Origin of the sequence: Alteromonas sp. BMJM2 (assembly GCF_027257845.1) — a bacterium.
Lineage (GTDB): Bacteria > Pseudomonadota > Gammaproteobacteria > Enterobacterales > Alteromonadaceae > Alteromonas.
This window is the reverse complement of the sequence record NZ_JAPVOT010000015.1, coordinates 69,478-94,277: the sequence shown is the minus strand read 5'-3', so window position 1 is coordinate 94,277 and position 24,800 is coordinate 69,478. Positions and strand designations below refer to the sequence as shown.

Below are 24,800 nucleotides of genomic sequence, written 5' to 3'. Positions count from 1 at the left end.
AAAATCATCAAAAACAATCATAACAGGTCACACTTAATCTTAGGCAGGTTCGTGTGTACTACTCATTCGCCCATCGCATTTCGTATTTCTGAACGGAAAAAGACGGAATAGACGCATCAATGGAAACTATTGAAGCCCGATCATTTTCTTGGGTGCTCCCCTCCATCCAGTCACTCCATTTTAGTGAGGTGACTTTTCCATAGCTTTCTTTATGTACACGAAAAGCTTTCCGCCCCGCTTCGTTTAAAGCATCGCGCAAAGATGCGGTAGAGTGTGCATCGGCTTTCCGCCATCCACCTTCTCTTTCAGTGAGCATCGCTTTAGGAAAATCATTAATGAACTGCTGCTCGATATTGGTTTTGTCATCAATTTGCGCTACTCGATAGTGGTACTTAGTGCCAGATGGCTTGTCCACCCGAACACGAAGATGAAGTAATTCAGGCGTTAAAGCATCCATATTTTCGTTATTAAAATTAAAGGCAAGCACATCGATTCCATCATCAGATTCTCGCTCTGTGAATATTCCATTTACCGTGTTTCCCTGAGGTGTTTTTTTAGCGCTAACGGAATTTTCATACAGCCTGTTCCCCACCATCGGAAACAGTGCGAGTTGCGTTAGCGCTTCTGGGCTATATGACCCCTCATGGAAGTTTCCCCACTGAAAAACTTCCTTTATGTTGTGGGTTAGCATCATTTTGGCGAGCATGGCAAAAAACGCTGAGTTATGTGACGTTGCGACACTAACGAAACCAGCCCTCTTCATTTTAACAATGAATTTATACTCATGAATTTCAAAGCTAGCTTCAGGATTGTAATCTGCATGCTCCAAAATAGGGGCTATCTGATCAGCATATACCTTATCCATATCCATTTCGTGAGGATGGGTTATATGGGGGTAATAAGAAATCGCTAAGAAGTTATAGGGCACATTATTTTCTTTCGCCCAAGAAACGAAATAAGGTGCATAAGCATCTTCTTTGTTACCAGTATAGTCAATATACCGGCTTTTATGAGACGCTTCTCTGAAGTGCGCCCCTACTTTTGCGCTGGGAAGAACAGATTTAACTGCCGCGACTGTATTTCGATAATGTTCAAAAAACGCTTCACGGGTGGCCGCCCAGTGCTGCGGTCGGGTGTCTATTTCAGACCCCACTCTAAATCGCCAGTTAAGTACTGTTTCTTTTCCGTATCGTTTAACCAGTTCGCTCATAAAGGCGCTTATGTAATTGCTCCATGCTGTCGAATCATTTGGTGGCAGCCCATTTCCATACACGCCCACTCTATCTTTTAATAAGTAGTGTTTACCGTCGGGCTCTTCAACAAATTTGTAACCGCGCTGAAAGGCCCAAGGCGGGTTATCCAATACAATCTGAAATATATCCCATTCGCCGTCTAACCAACTATCGAGCTTGGCGAATGCAGCCTCAAAGTTATATACGTATTTCTCACCGTCCCATAAATAAGTATCGCCTGATAAATCCTGATTAAACCAGCCACCTAACATTCTAACTGTATTAACCTTAGGCCTGCGTCCAAACGTTGCTGGCTTTGAATTTGGGCTCCCCCTTTCGGTTCTTACTGCAACGTCAAAAAAATCATACACTTTCCCTATCTGTACTTGGTCATCCGTAAAATCCGAACTAAGGGTTACAGGAATATTTGTGTTATTAATGTTTCGCTTTTGATAAAACGATGGAGCATCGAGAGGGAATTTTGCCAGCAAAAGTTCACGTAACTTTTTTTCTATTTTCTGAACCGTTGGCTTTCCAGACTCATTGACACGTGCAATTTCAGACACTGTGTGATCGTATAACTCTGTGAACTTTATTTCCTGCGTAGCGGCTTCTCGCCACTGGGTATATCGCCATTGTCCGTTCGTTACTGTTACACCCATTATCTTGCCTCGATTAAAGACACTATAGGCAGCAGGTTTGAATGAATCGTCGGGGCTGTCTATAAGAGACAGCATACTTTCTCCATCCACTTTAGGTATAGTAAGACCTGCAGCTTCAGCTAGCGTTGGAAAAATGTCGATGTTTTCGACTAACGCCGACGAGGTTCGATTTGATACACGTGCACTGTGAGAAAGCTCTCGACTGACAATCAGTGGAACTCTGGTATCCAGCTCCATATTAGTATGCTTGTTCCACGCGCCATACTCACCTAGCTTGTAACCATGATCGCTCATTAACACAACCATGGTATTTTCTCGCAAATCCATCTCATCGAGCGCCTGCATGACTTTGCCCACTTGTGCATCCATATAACTAACCGATGCGTAATAACCGTGAATAAGCTTTTTGGTCAGTTCATCATCAACGTCGCCTTCTTTTGGAATACCACCATACATTCTAAGCTCGCCCCAGTTTGTGAGTGCAAGGCGATACATGTCCTCTGGCTTGTTTCGGCTTGGCACGGCAAACTCGCTGCTGCCATATAGGTCCCAATAACGTTTAGGGGCGTTAAAAGGAAGGTGAGGCTTACTAAGGCCAACAAACATTAAGAACTTGTCGTTTTTTAACTCTTTTAGTGTCTGTATAGCATCAATGGCTACTTTACCATCTTTGTAAAAGTCGTCTTCTACCTCGCCAGCTTCATATGCAAATCGTTTTTCTTTGTTACCGTCAATAGCGTAAAAATTATCTAGCTTTTTAATATGAGTAGACCAGTTTTCGGCATCGTCTGTCGTACTGTGATAAACCTTACCAATACTAATTGTCTTATATCCGTTTGCTTTGAACAGCTGCGGCATCGACATCACATCAGGTTGATTAGGTCTAAGTCGCCCGTCGTGTCTAATCGTGTACAGCCCCGTGGTTTCAGGCCGCAAGCCTGTCATAATACTTACGCGAGAAGGGCCACATATAGCTTGTTGCGCATAGGCCCGAGTAAACTTTACGCCCTCATTCGCTAACTGGTCGATATTGGGGGTATGCACCTGAGTGTTACCGTAAACGCCCAGGTCAGGTCGAAGATCGTCAACCAGAAACACGACGATATTAGGAGATTCCTCAGTTTGACTTGCATACGTCATCGTACTAAGAAGTACACCTGAAGATACGAGGATAAGCGTGGCCAGATATTTAAATATTAATTTCATTTTATTCTCTTAACTCAATTAGCATCTATTTCCCAAGTGCCTGGGTCAACTTTAAAATTAATGTATTTCGGTGTCTCTGAAACAAACTTCACACCACTCAAATTGCTTTTTGCTTGTCCGTTTTGCCACACTACTTTGCCGTTAAAGGATATTTTGCTGATATCAAAAAACTCCCTGGGCACGCCGACTAAGGCCAAAGTGTTGACAGGAGAAGTGAGTTCAAGCGTAATGTTTTCAGAGCTTCGAGTTATTACAAAATCAATGTCCCCTTGCACACTTGGCACCCGTTGTTCAATGCGTTTCATATGCACCATGTTGGGCATGACCTGATATGTCGCCCAGGCCACGGAAGTTGGCGCTATACCTGCAATATATTTGCTAAGTACCGTGCTAGGTGCGTTCCAAGCATGGTTCTCTGTGCCACCACCGTTCATGTACTCGGTCAACGTAGATCTAACTGGGTTGGCTACCTGTTTGCCATAGCGCTTTTTCATTCTCGCCAGAGCTTCATCGTAACGCCCAGCCATTGCCATCGCGTTGTAAACCATCCATTCGAAGTGTGGGCTGGCAAAGTGATTGGGGACTAATACGTTGTCTACGATTTGATCATATTGTGATTCATCCGCTAAACCAAACAAGATAGCGACGGCATTAGCACGATCATCTTTAAATGCTTGCGGGTCACTGCTGTAAAAACCGTTTTGCCAAAAAATCGCCCTGAATGCGGTTTTTAGCGCAGCAATGCGGCTATCATAGAAACTAAGATGAGTATCGTCATCTAGCGTCCTAGCCATTTTGCGAGCAGAGACCAACGCACTGTAATACAGCGCATTTTGAATAACGTCGTAGTCTATGGTGTCCTGCGGGCCCCAGTCAGTCCATTTCCAAGCACCACTTCTAAATGTCGCTAAGCCATTCTCGCGGAGATCCCACAATGTGAGGTATTTATGAACGTACGGATAGGCAAATTCAAGCGTTTCACGATCGCCGGTATTGTAGTAATAGTGCCAAATACCTTGTTCGATAAACTGTAGGCTCTGTGCAGGCAACTCTCTGAATCTTCCAGGCCCTAAACCTGCGAAAATACCCGTTTCGCTGTCGCTGAAGGCAAGCGTTACTTTGATCGCTTTTTTCAGTAGGTCGCGCCCGGGTTTATCCATGGAGTAGAATAAGTAGCTTGCCTGGTCAGCTACATCACCAATCCACAAACCTCGCTCTCTATCCGGCGTATCCATAAAGTTATCGCGAGCACAAATGTATAAAGTATTCTCAGCCATCTGCCAAATACGTGTAAACCAGCTATCGTCAGTCTCAAAGTGCCCAGGAGTTTCGCCCACTCCTGTCCAGCGGTATTTTAGGCCGTGCACAGTGACACCTTTTGGAAAAGTATATTCTATAGTCCTAGCGTTAAACCATGAGTACGACTCAAACTGCTGCCGACCTTCTTTCGTGGTGTACTCGGTCTCAATGGTGTTAAGTCGCATATTAGAATCAATATGAACCTGCAAGCCCTGCTCAGCCTCAATATCGAAATAGGGTGTAATATTTTTATTAAAATCGAGCACGCACTTAATAGTTTCACCATTGCTCTCAAAAGGAAATTTGGATGCGGGATAGTTCTCGCAGTGCGTCAAACCATAGTTGTGTAAAATGGGGATTTCACTTGGAAAAAGCGCATTGAAAGGTGCTCTCGGCGGACGGTGTAGGCTCTTTGCGCTCGCCCAGCTAGTATCATCGTACTCGGTTTTATACCAAGCACCATCCGTCCAATCTCCCATGCTATTTCTGGCATCGTAATCAATGTTCCATGCCGCTACTCGATAGGGCGACTGCTTAGTTACTTTAGCGTTATAAGCCGAGTGAGGATTTACCTTCCATGAATCATCAGAAATAATTCGGCTATCACCGGCGTCAGCCTGAAAAATAAAGCCCCCTTTATTCGACGAAATATGGGTGCCCTTTTGCCCGTTATCACCGTAATACCATACCAACACTGCAATGGTGTTAGTACCTTCAGTCAGGTATTGACTGATATCAACTTCGTCGTAGTACTTGTTCGATGCAATAGGGAAAAAGTCGGTACGTGGCGCTGGTGTTACTGGAGACGGCCCTCCCGTATAGCTTCCCTCGAAAACAACAAGCTTGCCATTAATCCATAACCAATATTTGGTGTCAGCGCTGATATAGGCAACGCTTGCTTCTGGTTGTTCATCCAAACTAATTTCTTTACGAAATGCCATCCAACTATTCGGGTCTGTAAATCGTTCTTTTGCCCAAATCCACTCTGCAGACCACTCAACCGAAGTAGCAGGAAGCGAAAAAGTAGAACCAAGTAGCACAAAGCTAGCAATTATTATTTTTCTTATGCGCATATTTATTGTCCATTGAAACTGTAAAAAATGAATTTATAAACTCTAAAACACTACATTGGCCCGCTGATGTCGCCCGATACCTGATAAGAGCCAGGCTCAAGCCACAGGTCAGTGTCAGGTAAAGATTCACCATTATGGGTCAGTGTTAGTCCAGTAAGGGACGGAAGCTTTAGTTCAGCGCGAGTATTTTTCGGTACCGTAATACTCATTGATAATTGGTTGGCGGCAATTGACCAAGCCACTTTAATATCGCCATTAATCGTTGGCACTGTACCTTGCAAGTTATTTAACCTAGTAGTGAACTGCGGGCTAATCTGAAAGGTTTTAAATCCAGGCTCTAGTGATCGAATTCCGAGCATACCTGTGTAGAACCACTCAGCCACTGCACCGTAAGCATAATGATTAAGTGAATTCATGTTAGCTTTATTGAAGCCCTCTTCGAGAGAGTATGAGTTCCAACGCTCCCAGGTAGTCGTTGCACCGTTGTTGATGGAGTAAAACCACGACGGATAGGTTTCCTGAAGCAAAATATCGTACATTAGTTCGCTATGACCATATTTTTGTAGCACCTGATGTAGCATTGGTGTGCCTAAAAAACCAGTACGTAAATGCCGATCACTTTCTTCTAACAAGGCTAATAGCTTTTCAACTGCTGTAGCTTGCTCATCTTCTGAAAACAATCCAAACGCCAGCGGCAACAAATAACTTGTTTGAGTAGTTTTAACATTGAGTTCAACGGTTTTTGGCGACTTGAGCCGTTTACCTTTCTCCCGTTTAATTTGCTTAGTCGTTGAGCTCACAAGATTGAGCGTGTCATCAAAAAAGAATGTTCTGAATTTTTGCTTAATGTTATTAAACAAACGTCGATATTGGTTTGCGTCGGATTCATACCCTAATATCTGTGCAGTTTTGGCCAAAATGTCCACAGAGCGGGCGTAATATGCGGTAGCAATTAAATCAGGATGCGTATCACCCGAAGCTCGTTCGTTTTCTGTAAAAGGCTGTAACCAGTCGCCGTAAGTGCCAATGTTGGAAATATAGTCAAAGCTATTAAACTCAGTGAATTTCACCCATCGCTTCATCATAGAATAATTATCAGCGAGAACAGCGATATCTCCGGTATGTTGGTACAATTCCCACGGAACGATGGTTGCAGCATCTCCCCAAGCAGCGGCGGTTCCTTCAGTAAGAAACGGGCGAAATGGCACAAATTTGGGGATCATTCCATCAATGCCTTGCTCTTCTCGCATGCTCTCTAGCCATGATGCCCAAAATGCGTAAACGTCTGCTTTGTATAACGATGTACGCACAAAAACTTGAGCATCACCCGTCCAGCCTAAACGTTCATCACGCTGCGGACAGTCGGTTGGAATATCAAGAAAGTTACCCCGTAATCCCCACGATACATTGCTAGACAGCGTATTGAGTTTGCTATGGTTACTTGAAAAATTGTCATAGACATCGAAATCAGAGTGAAGCACCTTACCATTTACCCAGTTAGGTGCTGGCGTTGCTGTTTTGTCGTAACCAGACACCTCCACGAAACGGTAGCCATGGAACGTAAATGTCGGTTGATAAGTAATTACGCCATCAGATTTAGGAACGTACCAATCGGTACTTTCGGCCGAGCGTAGATTTTTAACATAGAATTCCTCACCTTGTAGTGCTTCAGAAAAACGAATCCTTACTGCTTGACCATTTTGTACAGGTAAAGTTACTTCGGGCACACCTACCATGTTTTGGCCCATGTCGAAAACGGCTACACCATCTTTCACGCTCACAATTGTGATAGCAGGAATTGTTTTTGTTACCCTTACTGGCGCATGACGTTTCGGCCGAAGCTTAACTTCAGGCTCATGAGGCTCAGAGTAAACACGTTGCCATTCATTACTATCAAACTCTGGCGTACTCCAACCAGGCATTTCGTAATTCGCATCGTATCGTTCACCATCATAATTTCCTGCTGTGCGAATAGGGCCTTGGTCCGTTGAAAGCCAACTATCATCAGTTACAATTCGCGAACTAGTTCCGTCTTCAAAGGTGACTTCTAGCTGTGCGATAAGACGCAGTGGTGTAACATAATCTTGCTTTACAGGATGGAAAATACGACCTTGCCACCCTTCAGCCAGCGCAGCACCAATAGCATTAGCCCCTTGTTGTAATAGCGTAGTTACATCGTAAGTCAGTGTCTCAATACGTTTATGATAGGGCGTCCACCCTGGAGTCATCACATCTTCACTGACTGCTTGGCCATTGATAAAAGGCTTAAATACCCCTTTGGCGGTGATATAAAGACGAGCGCGTTTAATGGGCTTATTCAGCTTAAAGGTTTTACGTAAATATTGAGGACGAAAATACTGATTATCTGGTTGCTCAATGGAGTTGGGACTATGGACTATAGTTCGCTCATTAGTGTCTGGATGCCCTATCCAACGAGCGTGCCAATCACTGTTTGTAAGCAAACCAGTCTCAATAGCCTGCGTTTCACTCCATCGTGAACTATTGCTCGCTGCATCCCACGTTTTTACTCTCCAAAATACACGTTGCCTAGAGTCTAGAGTTAACCTCTCAGCACTAACCCACGCATTTTTGGATGACATAACTCTTCCGCTATCCCATAAAATGTGTTCTGGGTCGAATGTATCGTAGGTAGACACTTGAATTTGGTAACTATGTTGAGCTAACTGAGTAGACTCGGCGGGAACTTGCCAGCTAAACCGCGGTGAGCTCTCATAGTGACCAATTGGATTAACGAATCCTTCACCCACCGTAAGTGCTATTGGGGCGGGTAAAACCATTTTTTCGTCGTTATTGGTTTTTTCTGGCTCTGCTTGTTGGCAAGCATTAAGGAAGATAGTGAGCATGCAAAGTAGCATGTATCGGTAATAAGACATTATTGAACCAAATCAGAAGTTATATAATTAGAAAAGGCACCTAATTTGATTATTGATACCCTTAAAATTTAAATTCAATCAAATATAGTCAAATAAAGTCTTAAATGTTAACTTTACGTAAAATGTCATTGCGCTAACTATTTACGCTCCACTTGATGCTAGTGCTGCTGGGGTAGTTTGAACTAACATTATGAAATGTCTTATCGAAGCGGAAAAGAGAGGATATGGTGTCTCAAAGCATGCCGTCGCCCCATTCTAATCAAGGCTCTTTGAAACAAGCTTCAGACGCTTTTGCAACGTTGTTTGAATCAGAAAAACAGCGGCTGTACTCATACATTTATGCATTTGTCTTAGACAAAGCCGCCGCCGATGATATTTTTCAGGAAACAAGCGTTATCCTGTGGAAGGAATTTGAGACCTTTGAGCAAGGAACAAGCTTTAGAAAATGGTCAAATACCATCGTGTTTAATTGCGTAAGAACCTACCGTCGGCAACAAAAGAAATTAGTTTTAGGCTTGAGTGATGAATTACTTGAGCAGCTTATATCTTCAAGTTCCCATCAAGAAAATTCAGACGAAAAGTGGCGTACACTGCAACATTGCGTTTCCCATCTCTCTGATTCTGCATATCAACTTTATTTCGGGTTTTATATAGAAAATTTGAGCGCCCAGGCACTTGCAGACAAGACCGGTCGTTCGATTTTTGGTATTCGCAAATCTATCCACTTGCTTCGCCGCACGCTCTTCGACTGCGTTGATAAAGAGAAAGCGGAGTACGACAATTGAATCGCTCTGAAGAGTTTAGTGAAGTTCGTACCATTGCAGATGAAATCTGTGCTGGCACAGTGACTCAAATGCAGCTCAAAAAACTCGAAATCCTGTTAGCTAATGACGAGCAAGCTCGACAATTTTACCTTGATTACATCGAATTTCATGTCCATTTAAAATCAAGCACTATTCCGGATTTAGAGATAGTAAGACGCAAGACCGTCATTGATGAAGTTGTCGTTCGTCCCACATATGTGTCTAAACAGCTTCACGAACCTCCGCCTTTCGATACAGTTTCACCAAAGAAAAAGAATAAATCAAAACACATGCTTTATTTTGCAGTGTTTTTTACCTTCTTATCTTTATTATTGATATACATAAACACACAGGGAGATCCACTCGCTGATGAATATTTTGTAGCAGAATTAGTCAGTGGAAGGCTATTGGTCGACGGCAATGGCAATGTCTATAACGACTATGTTTATCCCGGTATGTATAAAAGCGAGGGCCCTGTTGAACTTAGGTTACGCTCAGGTGATAGCTTAGTATTTGCTTCACATTCACATTTCAAACTGTTCAATATTACCGATGTTAAGCTAAAGGGCGGAGAAATTAGCGTTACCTCCAATTCAAATAAGAATATCACCATTTCAACTGATGTCTTTGATATTGAGATGCATTCGGGTAACTTGACCGTCAAGATAGTGGACGATACAGCCACAGTCTCAACTGATATCGACGCTAAAATGATACCTAAAGCATGGCGACCAAGACACTTTTGGAACTTCGATGATGCTGGTGACAGAGTGATGGACTTCGCAGGAACCGCTGTCGGTGTTGCGGGTGATGGGGCTAAACGCATTGATGGGCTTATCGGGAAAGGCGCTTTTTACTTTGATAACGGTAAGGATGCAAGAATCAACGTGGGCAGCGGAGGTGGAAGTGCGCCCGCAACAGGTTCGTTCTCTGTTATTGATGGTGTCACTATAGAAGCATTGATTAAGCCTTTATACAGTGGAGAAGGCCCCACTACGACCCGATACGGTGAAATTGATGAGATTTTCAGAAAAGATCAAAGTGATAAAGATCATAGAATGCTGCTTAGCTTTCAAAATGACCGTAATAAATCAATAGTAGTACCAGCTGGCGACTATACAGAGTCGCTAAGCTTCGGGCTGTACATTTTAGGCCAAGGGTACCATGAACTCAAACTACCACTAGACGGCAGAGATGGACGTCCAACGCTTCAGCAGTTAAAAGATGGAAACCTTCACCATGTAGTAGCAACTTATGACGTTAAAAGTGGAGTAAAAGCAATTTATATCGACGGGAAAGTAGGTGCATTTTACCAATACCCACCTGGCTCTAAAGTATTGAGCGGTGGAGCGGGCTTAGCCAATATTGGGAATTCTCCCAATGCTCAGGGACATGCTGCTGAGGCCTATGCGGGAACCATAGACGAGGTAGCATTTTATGATTTTTCCCTTCCCCCCTTTGTAATAAATCTTCACTACAAAAATGTTGTTATGGGCCTTAACTATTTCGGCACCCAGCCATCAGCAGAAGCGCTGCCTCTAAAAAGCTATATCGAGCTTTCTCCTAATAAAACACTAACGCTAAACAACACCACCGGCTTACCTGAGCGCGACGGTCATAACGAGCCAAAGAAATAAGCTCAGCTAAAAGCCACTCAAGTGCTGCACATGCCCACTGACCTTTGCAAAGCCTGTAGCTAGAAACTTATATGATTATCACCAAACTCTTGCGACGTTGTTTTAACGGTTTTTTCACTATCCTACGACTTTCATATATTTGTCTGAAACAACGATGTCAAAATAATGTTAACTTCTATGACTGATTATGATTGATTTTGGCTGGCTTTTCTAGGTACTATCAACGACATCAAATTTCACTAGCCGATATCATTAAGAGGATTACGTGGAAATTAATAGACGAATATTCTTAGGTTCTATGTTGTACATTGTTTCAGCATCCGTTCTTCCATCAGAGCTAAAAAAGTCGCTTAACCTGACTGTCTTCAAATCGGATGCGACTTTTTTCGAAGCGGATCAGTTCACGTTACTTTACGATATTGCGGATATAATGATACCTCGTACCGACACCCCCGGCAGCATGGACACTCACGCCATACAGGTACTTGATGAATTAATGATATCTTGGGCAGCAACCTCGACACAGCAACAATTCAATCAATTCTTATCCGAATTTTTGTTACGCGCAAAATCGACATTTAATACAAGCTACTTTTTACTCGGTAGGGAAAAAAGGCAGAGCTTTCTAGAACTTATCGACGAGCGGGCTTTTGATAAGGATAAAAGCGACTTTGCTATTGCATATAAACGACTCAAAGCGCTCATTTTCCATATTCACTACTCATCTGAATCAGCTAACCCTAACTTCTTTCTTGTCCCTGGTGGTTATCGGGGCAGCCTTACTCAAGATGAGTTGAACGTTATCTACGAGAGAAAATACTTATGAACAACGACTATGACGTTATTGTTGTCGGTTCAGGAATTACAGGCGGCTGGGCGGCTAAAGAATTCTGTGAACGAGGGTTTAAAACTTTGGTTGTAGAGCGCGGAAGAAATGTAGATCACCGAGGGCCTGAGTACAAAGATTTTAAAGCACCTTGGGATTTGCAAAACCGAGGAATGCCAAATGAATCGCTAGCTGAAGATGGTCACTACGCTACGCTTAGAAAAAAAGGACACTTATATAAAACCGACGCGCTGCACTTTTTTGTTGACGATAAGAAGCACCCGTACAGTTTTCCTGAAGATAAACCTTTCATGTGGACCCGTGGATATCAATTAGGAGGACGTTCACTTACATGGGGACGCCAGGTACTGCGATGGAGTCCCATGGACTTTCAGGCCAATGCGAAAGACGGCCATGGTATTGAATGGCCGATCGGGTATGAAGATTTAGCACCGTGGTATAGCTATGTTGAGAAATTTATAGGGGTTTCAGCGAATAAAGATGGTTTGAAGACCCTACCTGACGGCGAGTTTCAGACGCCATGGGAAATGAGCTATGCTGAAAAATACATTTCCAATAATATTGCCAAAAAGTATACCGACAGACATCTCATTATAGGAAGAGCCGCTAATCTCACCTCACCCTCTCAAGATCAAATCGCATTGGGTAGGGGCAAGTGCTTGGCTCGCTCATACTGTAGAAGAGGATGCAGTTTTGGTGCTTACTTTAGCTCTCAGTCTGCCACACTGCCTGCAGCTAATAACACGGGAAACTTAACCGTTATTACAGATTCAATTGTAGAGCGCATTGACTACGACGACGAGAGTAAGAAAGTATCTGGCGTTACCGTCATTGATGCCAATACGAAAGAGAGGCGACAGTACAAAAGCCGCGTTGTTTTCATGTGTGCATCGGCATTAGGCACGGTTCAAATAATGTTGAACTCTACATCCAAAACATTCCCAAATGGTATTGCAAATAGCAGCGGAATGCTGGGTCACTACATACTTGGCCACGTCACTGGCGTAGTCGCAGATGCTGATGTGCCCGTAAGCGAAGATAAATTTGCATTCGGGCGGCGCCCTATTGCTACTTACATTCCGAATTATCGACATGAAAAACAAGCAGATGCGAACTTTGACCGGGGTTTTGGTTTTCAAACAACTGCTCAAAATCGCACGTTTTCTAGGCCGAGTGCGAAGGAAAAAGGTATTGGTATTATTGCTAAGCAGAGTGTTGGTCAACCTGGCCCATGGCGTTTTAGAGCCTTTATGTATGGAGAGGTATTACCCTACTATGACAACGTTGCCACGTTACACCCTGTCAAAAAAGACGATTGGGGCATGCCGTTACTCCATATCGATGCCGAGATAAAAGCCAACGAAAGAAAAATGATAAAACAAGCGGCTAAAGACATTCATGAAATACTAGAAGCCGGCGGCTGCACCAACATTAAGGTAAAAGCGACACCAGAAAACAAACATATTCCAATGGGTAAACAGGTTCACGAAATGGGCGGCGCGTGCATGGGAAACAACCCAGAATCATCGGTCCTCAATGGCTGGGGGCAGGCTCACGATATACCTAACCTATTTGTTACCGACGGAGCCTGTATGGCGTCCAGCGCTACACAAAATCCATCGTTAACGTATATGGCAATAACCACGCGAGCGGCAGACTATGCGGCCAAGTTGCTTAAAAACAATGTTATTTAAAGGCAAGCTATGCCCTTTGATAAATATGCCTCTATTAGCTCGCAGCGCAATGTTTCGCAATATATTCAGCTTGCATTGGCATAGTATCGACTGATGCTTTAATAACTTTTTCAATATGTTTAAGTCGGTAGTCTAGTTCGTCGTCACTTAGGTTATCGACGATAGGATGATAGCTTTCAGGAATTAGACCCTGTCCATGCATTACTGCTAACCATGACGTTTCGTCGAATAATTCGTTATCTTTGCGAAAAATACGGCCGTTAGAAGCATAGAGTGACAACTTTTCAGTAAGACCGTCAGGTACCGACATATTTTTCACATAACGCCAAAACTCAGAATCATCTCGGGAAGTTAGCTTATAGTGAAGGATTATGAAATCGCGAATTTGCTCTATTTCTAATTGAGTTTGCTGATTAAACACGTCAATATCGACGTGGTTAAAACCTTTATTAGGAAAAAACGCCATTAGACGCGAAATGGTTGTTTGTATGAGGTGTAGACCGGTTGATTCGAGAGGTTCAATGAAACCAGCGGATAATCCAATTGCCACCACATTTTTGTTCCAAGCTTGTTTGCGCCTACCGGTCTCCCACCGAAGTTGGTTAGGTTCTGCAATCGCTTCGCTCTCCATTTGCGCACGCAAAATTTCAATAGCGTTATCGTCATTAACAAACTCACTGGGGTATACGTAACCATTGCCAATACGATGCTGTAGAGGAATTCGCCATGTCCAACCGGCATCTTGCGCCGTAGAACGAGTAAACGGATAGACTTTATCAGTAGCCAAACAAGGCATTGCAACTGCACGATCGCACGGTAGCCAATGCTTATAGCTTTCGAATCCGGTTTTTAAAGTCTGTTCAATGAGCAGACCTTTAAACCCTGAACAATCTATAAAAAGATCTCCTTCAATACGTTGACCGTCATCGAGCAACAGCGAATCAATAAAGCCATCGCTTGACCTAGTGAATACGTCTTTCACCTTTGCTTCAATACGTTTTACACCGCGTTTCTCGGAAAATTCTCTTAAATACATTGCATACAACGTGGCGTCGAAGTGGTACGCATAGGGAATATTTGCCAAAGGTGAGTTTTTGACTGCTTGAGGCTGACTAAATCGACCTTCGTATGCCGCTGTGCATAACAAAGAATAATTTTCAAGCTCGGGAGCTTGACCTCGCTTGAACATTTTTAGCCAGTAATGATGAAACTCAATTGCATCCATGTTGCGACCGTAAGAGCCAAATGGATGCATGTACGAATGACCCTTTTCACGCCAATTAGTAAACTCTATTCCGAGTTTAAATGTCCCTTTTGTATATTTAACGAAGTCATTCTCATCAAGCCCTAGCAACCGATTGAAAATAGAGATTTGTGGAATAGTGGCTTCACCAACTGAAACCGTCCCAACGGCTTCTGATTCTATTAACGTAATTTGTAGGCGTTGTTCAGCAAAAATTTTTGCTAATGCTGATGCTGTCATCCAACCTGCTGAACCACCACCTAAAATAACCACGTTCTTAATTGCATTGTGCGATGATGTGCTACTGCTTTGCATGATAATTACGTCCTTGCTGCGCGTTAAAAGGTAATTGTTCAGTGGCTCGTTCTATTTGCATTGCTAACCTTTGAATTACTTCATAACTGTTTGATATAGTGGCTGTTACGATGTCGAATTGTTGTGGCCAGATACCTAAGGACAACATGAGGTTAGTCCATATTTGGCGTGGAATGGGATCGACATCAGCAAAATATTCAGCACCGCTTTTCCCAAAAAGACCAAGCCTACTGTGCATTGCATGAAGAGTTTTTGTTCGTGTTTCAGCTAAGATGTTATCAAAAATCTCATTATTGGCATTATCAGTGTATAAAGGCATCAAGGCGAAACAAGCGAGATTTTCGGCAAACTGAGAAAATTGTTGATTTGCCAGTTTTCTAATAATAGGCATGGTGGCATTACTGGGCATGTTGTCAATCCAGTGATCCAGAATCTTCCTACTCAAACAATTTGGCAAGCTTACTCCTATATCCTCCAGTTGAGTGAGCGCTCCAATGTTGATAGTGTTGCCTTGCCAATACGCTGTAAAACCCTGCTGAATATCGCTTTCTGTTGCTATGGGAGTTACTTCTTGTACCCCTAAACTAGACAGACTTTTCTCAATCGGCGTATCTTCATTTTCAACACACCATATTTCACAACGATTCGATGATTTTTTTACCTTAATGATATGCCTATCTTTAACATATATGCCCGGCTCTAATACCGTCGGTTGTTTTACTAAAAAATGCTTCACGGTTTTGTTATGACGGTAATCGAAAAAGAAATCAGCGTTCAGCGATTTATTTCCGACCGCTTTCAACACGTTATGGTCAAACTCATGAAGAGCTTTATCACTTGGTGATAGAAAATAGGGCGTTAAGTCATCAACAGGGCAAAATATCAGCTTACTTTGCTCTTTGGGTAACTCTCTAATTAAAAGATGGAGTAACTTGTCACTGTTAACGCAAAGGTTTACTTTTAAGCTAGAGCGAATATCGTGTTTGTCAGAGGCGGGAAGAGCATGTTTATTATTTTTCTGGCAGTTGTTGTTCAAAGAGTATTTGACCATCGTTTGATCGATGTTACGCCCTTCAGATAGCGCACTTGCGAGTAAATGATGAAAATCAACACCTTGCATGGTGACACCTAAGGGAGCCATTGAGCACCAATTTGCTGTCTGCTCGTTCATTACAACACAATCTGAATAGTGAAACAGCCCATCGCACATATCTACTAACTGCTCTGTATCTATTCCTTGGGTGTGCAGTAAAGAGAGCGATTGCTCTGACAAAGAAGTAATCCCATGTGTAACGTTAGGCACGCTTTGAGGATAAATAATGGCGCATTTGCCAATTGCAGTATCTAGCTTCTCTGAGCAATATAGCGCGTCTATGCATGCTTTGACGCATTGAGTTGGTGAATTAGCGATAAACCCTACGTGCTTAATCATGCTGTATGCTCGCTGCGCTTATTTCCATATTTGTAGCTACCACGAGTAGAGTTTGCACCATAGAGAGAGGCGGAATCGAGTGATACACGTTTATCCACGTTAGATAAGCCTGCTAACGCTTGGCTGTGAGTCGGCATTAGTTTTGTAAAATCAGCTACCTCGCGTTCAATTACGTTCATCATGTCGACAATTTTTTGAGGATGCAAATTAGCTATTCGCGGATCAACGCTGTTTGGATAGATGCGCTGTCCCATTAAAACAGCCACCCAGCTAGGAGACAAAAACAAACCATGATTGTAAGGCATGATGTGGCCCGTTTGCTTGTACAAATCTAATCGCTCTTGAAGGGTATCTGGCAACACCATGTTTTTACAATATCGCCAAAATTCTGTGTCTTCTCGATGAGTCGCGTTGTAATGCAAAATTAAAAAATCTCGGATGCGGCTCATCTCATTATCGAAGTAACGATTAAATTCACAACGCTGAATTTGCATATCCGGCTTATGAGGAAAGAGTTCCAGCAACTTCATGATGTTCGCTTGGATTAAGTAGATACTTGTTGATTCTAGAGGTTCTAAAAAGCCGCTAGACAAACCAATAGCCACGCAATTGGCTTTCCACGCTTGTTTTCGCTGACCGGCCTGAAAGCGCAGATGATTAGGTTGTGAAAGCACGTCGCCATCAAGATTGTTTAGTAGTGTATTTAAAGCATGATCAGTGTTTACGAACGAATCGCAAAATACATGACCGTTTCCAGTACGATGCTGTAAAGGGATCCGCCATTGCCAGCCAGCATCTCTTGCTATCGCTTTAGTGTATGGCAAGGGGGCTTCGCTTGCGCTACTCGCTACAGCTACTGCCCTGTTACACGGCAACCAGTGCGACCAATCCTCAAAGCCAGCTTTGAGTACTTGCTCAATAAGCATGCCCTTAAAACCTGAGCAATCAATAAACAAATCACCATTAAGGCGCTCACCGTCATCGCATATCAACTCACTGATATTTCCGTCGCTCGCCCGCAGTATTACGTCTACTATCCTTGCTTCTTTTCGACGCACGCCGTGTCCTTCGCTGAAATTACGTAAAAATTTAGCATAGGCAGAGGCATCTATGTGGTACGCGTATGAGAACGTTGAACCAACATGATTGTTATCGGCTAACGGAAAATCGAACTTTCCTGCCATGCAGGCAACAACAGGCAAAGAATAATCGTCAAGCGGCTTTGCGTTTCCTGCTCTGAATTGAGATAACCATATATGATGAAAAGCAATACCATTTATACTGTGTCCATAGTCTCCAAATGGATGAATATACCTGTCGCTTTGCTGGCCCCAATTGGAAAACTCTATGCCAAGTTTGTAGGTTGCGTTGGTCGCCTGCATAAACGCCTTTTCATTAATACCTAGGCGCTGATTAAAATAGCGAAGATGAGGAATGGTGGCTTCACCGACACCTACGGTACCAATCTGTTCTGACTCAACAAGTGTGACCTTAATGTTCTTTGGTAGCAATTTAGCAAATGCTGCCGCAGTCATCCAGCCGGCAGTTCCTCCGCCCAATATGACGACTTTTTTGATGTTTGAATTGGGCATTGAAAACACGATTTTACTTCCAGGAGATTTTGAATATGACTAACGACGAAAGGTTAAAATTACGTAAAAAATTAAGCGCGGCAGCTAAAATTTGCCCCGCTTAATGATTTAATTACGCTATAGACCAGCGCATGTCGAGCTTTAATTTAGAAGTTGGCTCTAACAATAAAGCTAAATCTGCGATCATTAATAAATACCCCCCTCGTTATTTGATCCCCTGCCTCATTATACTGCATCCGCGTTACCGACTCGGTATTTAGAAGATTACTCATTTGAAGCCCCGCTTGAACATTCTCCGTAACGTTGTAGAAAATAGAACCGTCGAGAAAACCAGCAGCCTCACTGAATATAGGCAATTGCGTAATAACATCTCTAGTCGTCAATAAGTAGTCCGAACGCCAGTTATACGCTAAGCGGGCGTCAACCCCGTGATTTTGATACAGCAGGGTAGCGTTAAAGGTATGCTCAGACAGTCCCTCAAGAGGCAACCCTTCAAACTCCCCGCCGCCCGTACTTGGCGAACCAGGCTGATCAGGGGATAGGTTAGAATTCGGAGAGCCCTCATCTTTTACGTAAGTATAGTTAAACTGTGTGCCTAAACCCTGCAGTATATCTGGCAGGTTTTTATAGTATTGTTGATACGACAGCTCATACCCTTGAATCTTGCCTTTCTCACCGTTAGTTGCACCGTTTACTTCGACGGTCTGAGTAGAACCATTATTAGTAAACACACGGTTTGTTGAGCCGCTTATAAAGTAATTTGTGATATCTTTATAGAACAAAGAGACATTAACATTGCCATCTTCTGCAAAATACCACTCAAACGTTAGGTCATAATTCCACGCTTCCATAGGTTTTAAAAATGGATTACCGGCATCGGCAAGATAACGATTGAACTGTGCACTAATCACTTCAGGCTGGCCATCCTCACCTATTTCGGTGTCACTGAATTCTCTTATAATTTCATCTCCGCGAATGTTTACTGTATTTCGCAATAAACCCAATTGAGGCAGAGCAATGGCCTCAGAGATTCCAAGGCGAACTAGAAATTCATCGTTAACATCTAACTTAATATTTAAGCTAGGCAATACATTTGTATAATCGTTTTCCGCAGTCTTACTAACTGCGGCATTATTGCCAAATGCCTGTTGTTCCGGTATGAGTAAAGCATCCAAATCAAGCGGGCCGTCTATGCGGTTATCAGGGAATTGCACTGAACCACTCGTTGCATTTTCAATTTTGACGTAGCGCAAACCTATATTACCCGAGTAATACATTCCGTTAGCAAGTTCACCTTCAAAATTAGCTTTAGCATAAAGCGCAGTAGTTGTTTCGGATGTATCATTGATCTCCTGAGGTAAGAAGTCAGTGCCAGCAATAACGCCATCACGCTCGCCAAGTGGCCTCCATCCTCCTGAAATAGCTTTTAATCCGTTAATACTATCTCGGTAATTTTCTGCAATAGAGAGTGCAGGCATTCTTATGTTGTTGCCGCCCTCTATATCAAGAATACCGCCTCGACCAAAGTCTTCGAAGCTAATGTTTTCCGTGGGTAAATTTGTACGTTCGTCATCAAACCAGTACATTGTGCCGGTATCACCCGACCATGGAACTGACAAATTACCCCAGTTATAAGTTGACTCTCTCGACGTTTGCTCCCGTTTTGCGTAGCGAGCACCACTGGTAATTGAAGTAATAAGTCCATCACTAAATGTATGTTTCACATCAAATCTGAAGCTATTTTGTTCACCGTCATTATCTGAAACATGATCCATAGCTGCACGATGATAACCCCATTGAGGATCAGTAAAATAATTTTCGCTTGGTGATTCAGTACCGTTTGCAAAGTTTGGATTACGCAATTCGATACTTGGAATACTACCGTCAGTTAAGTCGATGCCAGATACTAGATAAGTAGCGCCTTGAACTTGGAAGTCCTGAATTTGTGTTTCCGCAGTAACTTTTTGAAAATCAATATTGAATGCCCAACTATCATTAGGGGTATATCCGACGTTTAAATTTACATCTTGCACTTGAGAGTCGTCTAAGCGCGCTCGACTGACGAGTGGATGCAGTCCACCATACTGACCGCCTGGCTGACGTAAATTGTCTGCACCACGCCAGCCTGCATCGGTAGTAATAAATCCTCTTTGAAATACGCCATCGTCGCCAAATTCATATTGCGTACCCTGAGCGGGTTTAGTGGAACGATTAAAGTCGTCATCACCCCATTCAACCGCGCTCTCGGTCCATGCTAGGCTCGATTCTGAACGAATAAATTCTGCCGTCGCGTTTAGTTTTCCATCATTGCTTTCAAACTGAAGAACACCAGCATAACCTTCACGCTCACGGTCATCTTTTTTGCGTGTAAGGCGCATGGAGCGCGGTACTAATTGATTATCAAATTCTTCGTGTGGATCTAGGATACCTACTTGAACACCATCAGATTGCGCTTTCAGTTGCGATTGTGACACATTAAATAGCCAGCCAAACTGTCCATTATTTGTATCAATCGTGTCGCTATACAAACCGAAAAATGACGGTGTAGTCTCGCCAATAAAATCTCCATACGTCACGTCTGCCGATACTGAAACTTTGCGCCCACCGCCATTATCAAATGGCTTTTTAGTGATGAGGTTGACAGTTCCTGCTATACCTCCTTCAATCATATCTGCAGTTTGGTTTTTAAATACCTCAACGCTACCAATTAACTCTGGAGGAATATCTTCGAAACTTAAAGAACGGCCAGAATTTGCTGTAAATGTATCGCGGCCATTAAACTCACTGCGCACTTGGGTTAACCCACGTACAACAAGTCCACTACCTTCAGTACCAAAGTGGTCAGGATCATTTGGCGCTGCAAATCGACCAATCGTTACACCAGGAACACGCGATATTGCTTCTAAAATACTTCTGTCAGGTAAAGCGCCAATGTCCGATGCAGAAAGCGCATCCAATAATGTATCGCCTTCTCGTCGCATATTTTGTGCGTTTATTAGCGCACCCCTGGTCCCTTTTACTTCAATAATTTCCAGTGACTCCTCATCACTTTCCTCTTTATCTTGTAATTCTTGGGCGCATAACGATGTTGAAGTCATGCCAATAATTGCAGAGGCTACCAATGAGTACTTAAACGCATTAGTAATGCTTCCAGTGTGTATTTTCTTAGCCATTGTGTGTCCTTTGATATCCTGTTTTTATTGTTGTGCCATTTATATTCAAATGGTTTATGAGGTCTTAACCCAATACCTTTAACATCAGATCCTTCGTTGTTTCATTTCTTCAACACAAAATTCAACAGCTCTAACTGTCAGCGCCATAAATGTGAGTGAAGGGTTTACTGTCGCCGACGAGCAATAGCTCGAGCCATCGGTAACAAATAGATTTGGAATATCATGTGCTTGGTTGTAAGCATTGAGCACTGAATCTTTAGGGTCGCGGCCCATTCTTGCCGTACCTAGCTCATGAATCGCTGAGCCGGGAGGGCTATTGTGATACGAGACGGAAGTTTGAATGTCTTCACAACCTATTGCTCGTAGCATTTTCTCCGATTCGATAGCACAGTCATCCATCATCGCTTTTTCGTTGTCTGACCAGCGGACATTGAAATGCAGCTGTGGCATGCCCCACCTATCTGTTTTGCTCGAGCTAAGGGATACTTGATTGTCGAATTTCGGAAGCATCTCACCCTGGGCATAAAATCCGAAATGCCAGGCTCCTGGCTTTGTCAGAGAGTTTTTAAAATCAGCGCCAATTCCGTCGTTAGTGGCTCTCCCTTTGAAGTCACTCCTATTAGCTTCACCACCAAGAGCATATCCACGAACATAATTCTTTTTGTATTTTTCAGGCGTATATTGGAAGTTAGGCACATAGATACCCGTTGGGCGGCGCCCCGAATAATACTCATCCTCCCAACCTGGCAACTTGCCTTGAGCACGCGCGTTGTAGCAATGGTCCATGAGATAATGTCCGGTGACTCCGGAACTGTTCGCAATACCATTTGGACGAGCCCTAGTCTTACTGTTGAGTAGCACTTGGGTTGACGCAATAGTTGATGCACATAAAAAAACGACGTTGCCAAAATACTCTCTGGTACTTAAGCTTTGTGCATCAATGACTTTTACGCCTCTAACACGGTTTTTACCATGATCATAAATTAAACTGTGAACAACACTATTAGGAGCAATATGAAGATTGCCGGTCTTAACAGCGGCTGGTAACGTTGAGCTCTGGGTTGAAAAATAGGCACCAAGAGAGCAGCCTTTCTGACATTCGTCTCTTGCTTGACACTTCATACGCCCTTGTTCTATGTGAAACTGTGACGGACTTGACAAATGCGCAGCCCGTCCAATAACCATTGGGCGATCTGGGAAGTTTTCTGCCATACGCTTTTTAGCTTCTATTTCAGGCACTTTCATGTCAAAAGGTGGTAAACAATCGCTATCAGGAAGCTGCTTAAGACCATCGGTGTTGCCAGAAATACCAACAAATTTTTCTACATAACCGTAGTATTTTTCTAAATCTTTATAACGAATAGGCCAATCGTTTCCATACCCATCTTTCTTATTTGCTGTAAAGTCGTAGTCGCTCATGCGGTAGGTTTGACGATGCCATGTCAATGATTTTCCGCCCAATTGATTTCCACGGATCCAATTAAAATCCGTACCGTCTTCTGTCGAATACGGTAAATCACGATCATTTCCAAAGAAATGTTTAGTTGTATCGTTAAATGCATAGCACTTGGACTGGACGCTGTACTCCTGCTCGGTAAGCAAGTCATTCACTTTAGTTCTGTTGGGAAAAGTCCAAGCGGGTTTGGCCTCCGTTGGATAGTCCTTTCTATGCTCAACAACTCTGCCACGTTCAATCATTAGGACTTTGAAGCCACGCTCGGTAAATTCTTTTGCAGCCCACCCGCCAGTCACTCCAGAGCCAACGACAAGTACATCAAACTGTTCGCGTGTTTCGTTTATGTACAATTTCTCATTCATAACGTTTATTTTCTCGTTTAGTAGTAATTCAACGAACCCCAGACCTTAGTGTCTGCGGTAACCGGAATTGACCCTTTAAATCCGCCTGGGTAGGGTTGAAAATTCGTGGCTTTGGTAATCCCTTCCTCTGATGTGAAGTAACCAAAAACAATGAGTGATTTTAAGAAGCTGAACTGCTCTTTTTGCTCTCGTGTTGCCGAAGTGCGTGCTTCGATGTCTTCCAATACTTTAATTCTTTGCTTTTCATTAATATTGCTGAATACATCGCCATATGCAGACTGCGCATTCTCGGATACTAGGGAAACAGCATCGATACATATTTTTTGCTGCTGCTCACTGTGACACTGCACTAATTGATGATCTACAAAGCCGTGACAATCTACGTCTGCAGCACTTTTTGTAGTTGTAGTGGGTAAAATAGTGGCGCAAATATCACTGAGTATTTGCATCTGCATCTGACTAAAAAGTAGGCCTGGATTATTTGCACTGTCGGCCCTTGGTGTATAAGCAAATGCTACTGATATACCAGAGCCAGTAGCAACAGATAAAGCCGCTGCAGAGCCCAGTGTATGAGATAGTTTTTGTAAGAACGCTCTGCGCCTGTGATTGATTTCGTTTACATTATTCATAAATAGTTCTCAGTTGGTTACAGGCTCAATAGCGTTATTACGGTTTTTCATGTAGAAGAAAAAACCGGCGTAAGCAACAATCAACACCAAAGGAAATATCATTAAATTCTGCAATACAGCAGGCCCTGCAACTGTAGCCACTATCTCTGGCGTAGCGCCTTGAGCTATGGCTTTGGCCTCAGCTGCATCAACCCAGCCGCCGATTACTGGGTTCCAAATACCCACAGCAAACATTCCTGCACCACCAATTAATGACATGCCTAACGCACCTGTTTTTGGCAGATATTCGGCCACACAACCAATCATGGTCGGCCAGAAATAAGTAACGCCAAGAGCAAAAATAATCGTTGCAACGTAAATCATCGAACCACTCAATTGAGAAAGTAGAAAGAGACCAACGGTAGAAATGATTGCAGAACAAAGCAGCACGCCACTAGGGTTAAACCTATGCACTAACGGGCCGGCGAAGTATCGACCCACTGACATGATGCCAAAAATCAAGGCCATGATGATCATTGGATGAACATCGTTTTCGCCCATTATTTTTTGAATCCATTGTGTTGTGCCTAATTCGGTAGTTGCCGTAATCGTCATACAAAACACTAGGAAAAAATACACAGGCGTAAGAAGGTGCTTAAAATTACTTGATGTCGACAGTATTGCTTTGTCAGGCTGAGGAAATACTGCGCCCATTAATAGCGCACCATAAAGTAACGTGGGCAACAACATAACGGCAATTTGCCATTGCCATCCTATTCCTGCGTTGGTCATAAACCAAGAAATGAGAGCACCAATGACTATCCCTCCTGGAAACCAAACGTGAAATTTATTGAGCATGGTTGTTTTATTATTTTTAAATAAATCAGCGATGACGGGATTGCAGCCAGCCTCAACGGAGCCATTTGCAAAACCAATAAATAAGGATGACAACATTAGCCCCCAGAAACTTTGGGCATATATCGTAAGGACTAATCCTAATAAATGGCAGGCAAAAGCTATCCAAATTAATGCCCTAGCACCTATCGCGTTATACAACACTCCGCCAAACATCGTCGCCAGCGGAAATCCCCAAAAAGCCATTAGGTTTACATAACCAAGCTGTTCATTTGAAAGGTCAAACTCAACCCCTAATTGACCTAAAATTCCCGCTCGAATACCAAATGTCATTGCAGTAACGGTAAGTGCAATACAGCTAAGCAAAAACAGTCTTGAAGCCTGCGAACCACTAATATCCGTATTTGTCATTTTGTG

At 43.1% G+C, this 24,800-nt stretch carries 14 protein-coding genes; 4 read left to right on the top strand and 10 right to left on the bottom strand.

Annotated features, from left to right (window positions below; translation table 11 throughout):
* Window positions 1–58: 58 nt before the first annotated feature.
* The 3 genes from O9X84_RS14965 to O9X84_RS14955 are packed head-to-tail and all read right to left on the bottom strand — an operon-like array spanning window position 59 to window position 8,366.
* Window positions 59–3,100 carry a sulfatase-like hydrolase/transferase gene (locus O9X84_RS14965; RefSeq protein ID WP_269520507.1) on the bottom strand — a complete coding sequence of 1,014 codons (3,042 nt, stop codon included), beginning with the start codon at window positions 3,098–3,100 and terminating at the stop codon, window positions 59–61.
* A gap of 14 nt (window positions 3,101–3,114) precedes the next feature.
* Window positions 3,115–5,472, bottom strand: a complete 2,358-nt coding sequence (locus O9X84_RS14960) for an alpha-L-rhamnosidase-related protein (protein ID WP_269520506.1) — start codon at window positions 5,470–5,472, stop codon at window positions 3,115–3,117.
* Window positions 5,473–5,522: 50 nt separating this feature from the next.
* A complete protein-coding gene (locus O9X84_RS14955) occupies window positions 5,523–8,366 on the bottom strand; it encodes an alpha-L-rhamnosidase (protein WP_269520505.1) in 2,844 nt (947 codons plus the stop codon).
* 224 nt (window positions 8,367–8,590) lie between these two features.
* On the opposite strand from O9X84_RS14955, the gene O9X84_RS14950 reads away from it, so the two are divergent.
* From O9X84_RS14950 to O9X84_RS14935, 4 genes are all read left to right on the top strand, one after another.
* The gene (locus O9X84_RS14950) at window positions 8,591–9,151 is read left to right on the top strand and encodes a sigma-70 family RNA polymerase sigma factor (protein WP_269520504.1); all 561 of its coding nucleotides are present in this window, start codon (window positions 8,591–8,593) and stop codon (window positions 9,149–9,151) included.
* Window positions 9,148–10,806, top strand: coding sequence for a LamG-like jellyroll fold domain-containing protein (locus O9X84_RS14945; protein WP_269520503.1), 1,659 nt, complete (start codon window positions 9,148–9,150; stop codon window positions 10,804–10,806). The genes O9X84_RS14950 and O9X84_RS14945 overlap by 4 nt, the downstream gene beginning before the upstream one ends.
* A gap of 265 nt (window positions 10,807–11,071) precedes the next feature.
* Entirely contained in the window at window positions 11,072–11,632 is a 561-nt protein-coding gene (locus O9X84_RS14940) for a gluconate 2-dehydrogenase subunit 3 family protein (protein ID WP_269520502.1), read from the top strand.
* Window positions 11,629–13,347 carry a GMC oxidoreductase gene (locus O9X84_RS14935; RefSeq protein ID WP_269520501.1) on the top strand — a complete coding sequence of 573 codons (1,719 nt, stop codon included), beginning with the start codon at window positions 11,629–11,631 and terminating at the stop codon, window positions 13,345–13,347. Before O9X84_RS14940 ends, O9X84_RS14935 begins: the two co-directional genes overlap by 4 nt.
* 34 nt (window positions 13,348–13,381) lie before the next feature.
* On the opposite strand, the gene O9X84_RS14930 is transcribed toward O9X84_RS14935, so the two are convergent.
* From O9X84_RS14930 to O9X84_RS14900, 7 genes are all read right to left on the bottom strand, one after another.
* Window positions 13,382–14,905 (bottom strand): tryptophan halogenase family protein, encoded by a 1,524-nt coding sequence (locus O9X84_RS14930; RefSeq protein ID WP_269520500.1) that lies wholly within the window; start codon window positions 14,903–14,905, stop codon window positions 13,382–13,384.
* Window positions 14,892–16,076 carry a hypothetical protein gene (locus O9X84_RS14925; RefSeq protein WP_269520499.1) on the bottom strand — a complete coding sequence of 395 codons (1,185 nt, stop codon included), beginning with the start codon at window positions 16,074–16,076 and terminating at the stop codon, window positions 14,892–14,894. Before O9X84_RS14925 ends, O9X84_RS14930 begins: the two co-directional genes overlap by 14 nt.
* A gap of 257 nt (window positions 16,077–16,333) precedes the next feature.
* Window positions 16,334–17,929: a tryptophan halogenase family protein gene (locus O9X84_RS14920; RefSeq protein WP_269520498.1), complete on the bottom strand. Its 1,596-nt coding sequence runs from the start codon at window positions 17,927–17,929 to the stop codon at window positions 16,334–16,336.
* 146 nt (window positions 17,930–18,075) lie between these two features.
* The gene (locus O9X84_RS14915; RefSeq protein WP_269520497.1) at window positions 18,076–21,102 is read right to left on the bottom strand and encodes a TonB-dependent receptor; all 3,027 of its coding nucleotides are present in this window, start codon (window positions 21,100–21,102) and stop codon (window positions 18,076–18,078) included.
* 84 nt (window positions 21,103–21,186) lie between these two features.
* A complete protein-coding gene (locus O9X84_RS14910) occupies window positions 21,187–22,920 on the bottom strand; it encodes a GMC oxidoreductase (RefSeq protein ID WP_269520496.1) in 1,734 nt (577 codons plus the stop codon).
* A gap of 17 nt (window positions 22,921–22,937) precedes the next feature.
* Window positions 22,938–23,549, bottom strand: a complete 612-nt coding sequence (locus tag O9X84_RS14905) for a gluconate 2-dehydrogenase subunit 3 family protein (protein WP_269520495.1) — start codon at window positions 23,547–23,549, stop codon at window positions 22,938–22,940.
* A gap of 9 nt (window positions 23,550–23,558) precedes the next feature.
* Window positions 23,559–24,794 (bottom strand): MFS transporter, encoded by a 1,236-nt coding sequence (locus tag O9X84_RS14900; RefSeq protein ID WP_269520494.1) that lies wholly within the window; start codon window positions 24,792–24,794, stop codon window positions 23,559–23,561.
* Between the last annotated feature and the right edge of the window lie 6 nt (window positions 24,795–24,800).

What these genes read in the sequence shown, in the direction of transcription:
- O9X84_RS14965 (WP_269520507.1), bottom strand. Translation starts at nt 3,100, where the DNA reads ATGAAATTAATATTTAAATATCTGGCCACGCTTATCCTCGTATCTTCA.
- O9X84_RS14960 (WP_269520506.1), bottom strand. Translation starts at nt 5,472, where the DNA reads ATGCGCATAAGAAAAATAATAATTGCTAGCTTTGTGCTACTTGGTTCT.
- O9X84_RS14955 (WP_269520505.1), bottom strand. Translation starts at nt 8,366, where the DNA reads ATGTCTTATTACCGATACATGCTACTTTGCATGCTCACTATCTTCCTT.
- O9X84_RS14950 (WP_269520504.1), top strand. Translation starts at nt 8,591, where the DNA reads ATGGTGTCTCAAAGCATGCCGTCGCCCCATTCTAATCAAGGCTCTTTG.
- O9X84_RS14935 (WP_269520501.1), top strand. Translation starts at nt 11,629, where the DNA reads ATGAACAACGACTATGACGTTATTGTTGTCGGTTCAGGAATTACAGGC.
- O9X84_RS14930 (WP_269520500.1), bottom strand. Translation starts at nt 14,905, where the DNA reads ATGCAAAGCAGTAGCACATCATCGCACAATGCAATTAAGAACGTGGTT.
- O9X84_RS14925 (WP_269520499.1), bottom strand. Translation starts at nt 16,076, where the DNA reads ATGAACGAGCAGACAGCAAATTGGTGCTCAATGGCTCCCTTAGGTGTC.
- O9X84_RS14920 (WP_269520498.1), bottom strand. Translation starts at nt 17,929, where the DNA reads ATGCCCAATTCAAACATCAAAAAAGTCGTCATATTGGGCGGAGGAACT.
- O9X84_RS14915 (WP_269520497.1), bottom strand. Translation starts at nt 21,102, where the DNA reads ATGGCTAAGAAAATACACACTGGAAGCATTACTAATGCGTTTAAGTAC.
- O9X84_RS14910 (WP_269520496.1), bottom strand. Translation starts at nt 22,920, where the DNA reads ATGAATGAGAAATTGTACATAAACGAAACACGCGAACAGTTTGATGTA.
- O9X84_RS14905 (WP_269520495.1), bottom strand. Translation starts at nt 23,549, where the DNA reads ATGAATAATGTAAACGAAATCAATCACAGGCGCAGAGCGTTCTTACAA.
- O9X84_RS14900 (WP_269520494.1), bottom strand. Translation starts at nt 24,794, where the DNA reads ATGACAAATACGGATATTAGTGGTTCGCAGGCTTCAAGACTGTTTTTG.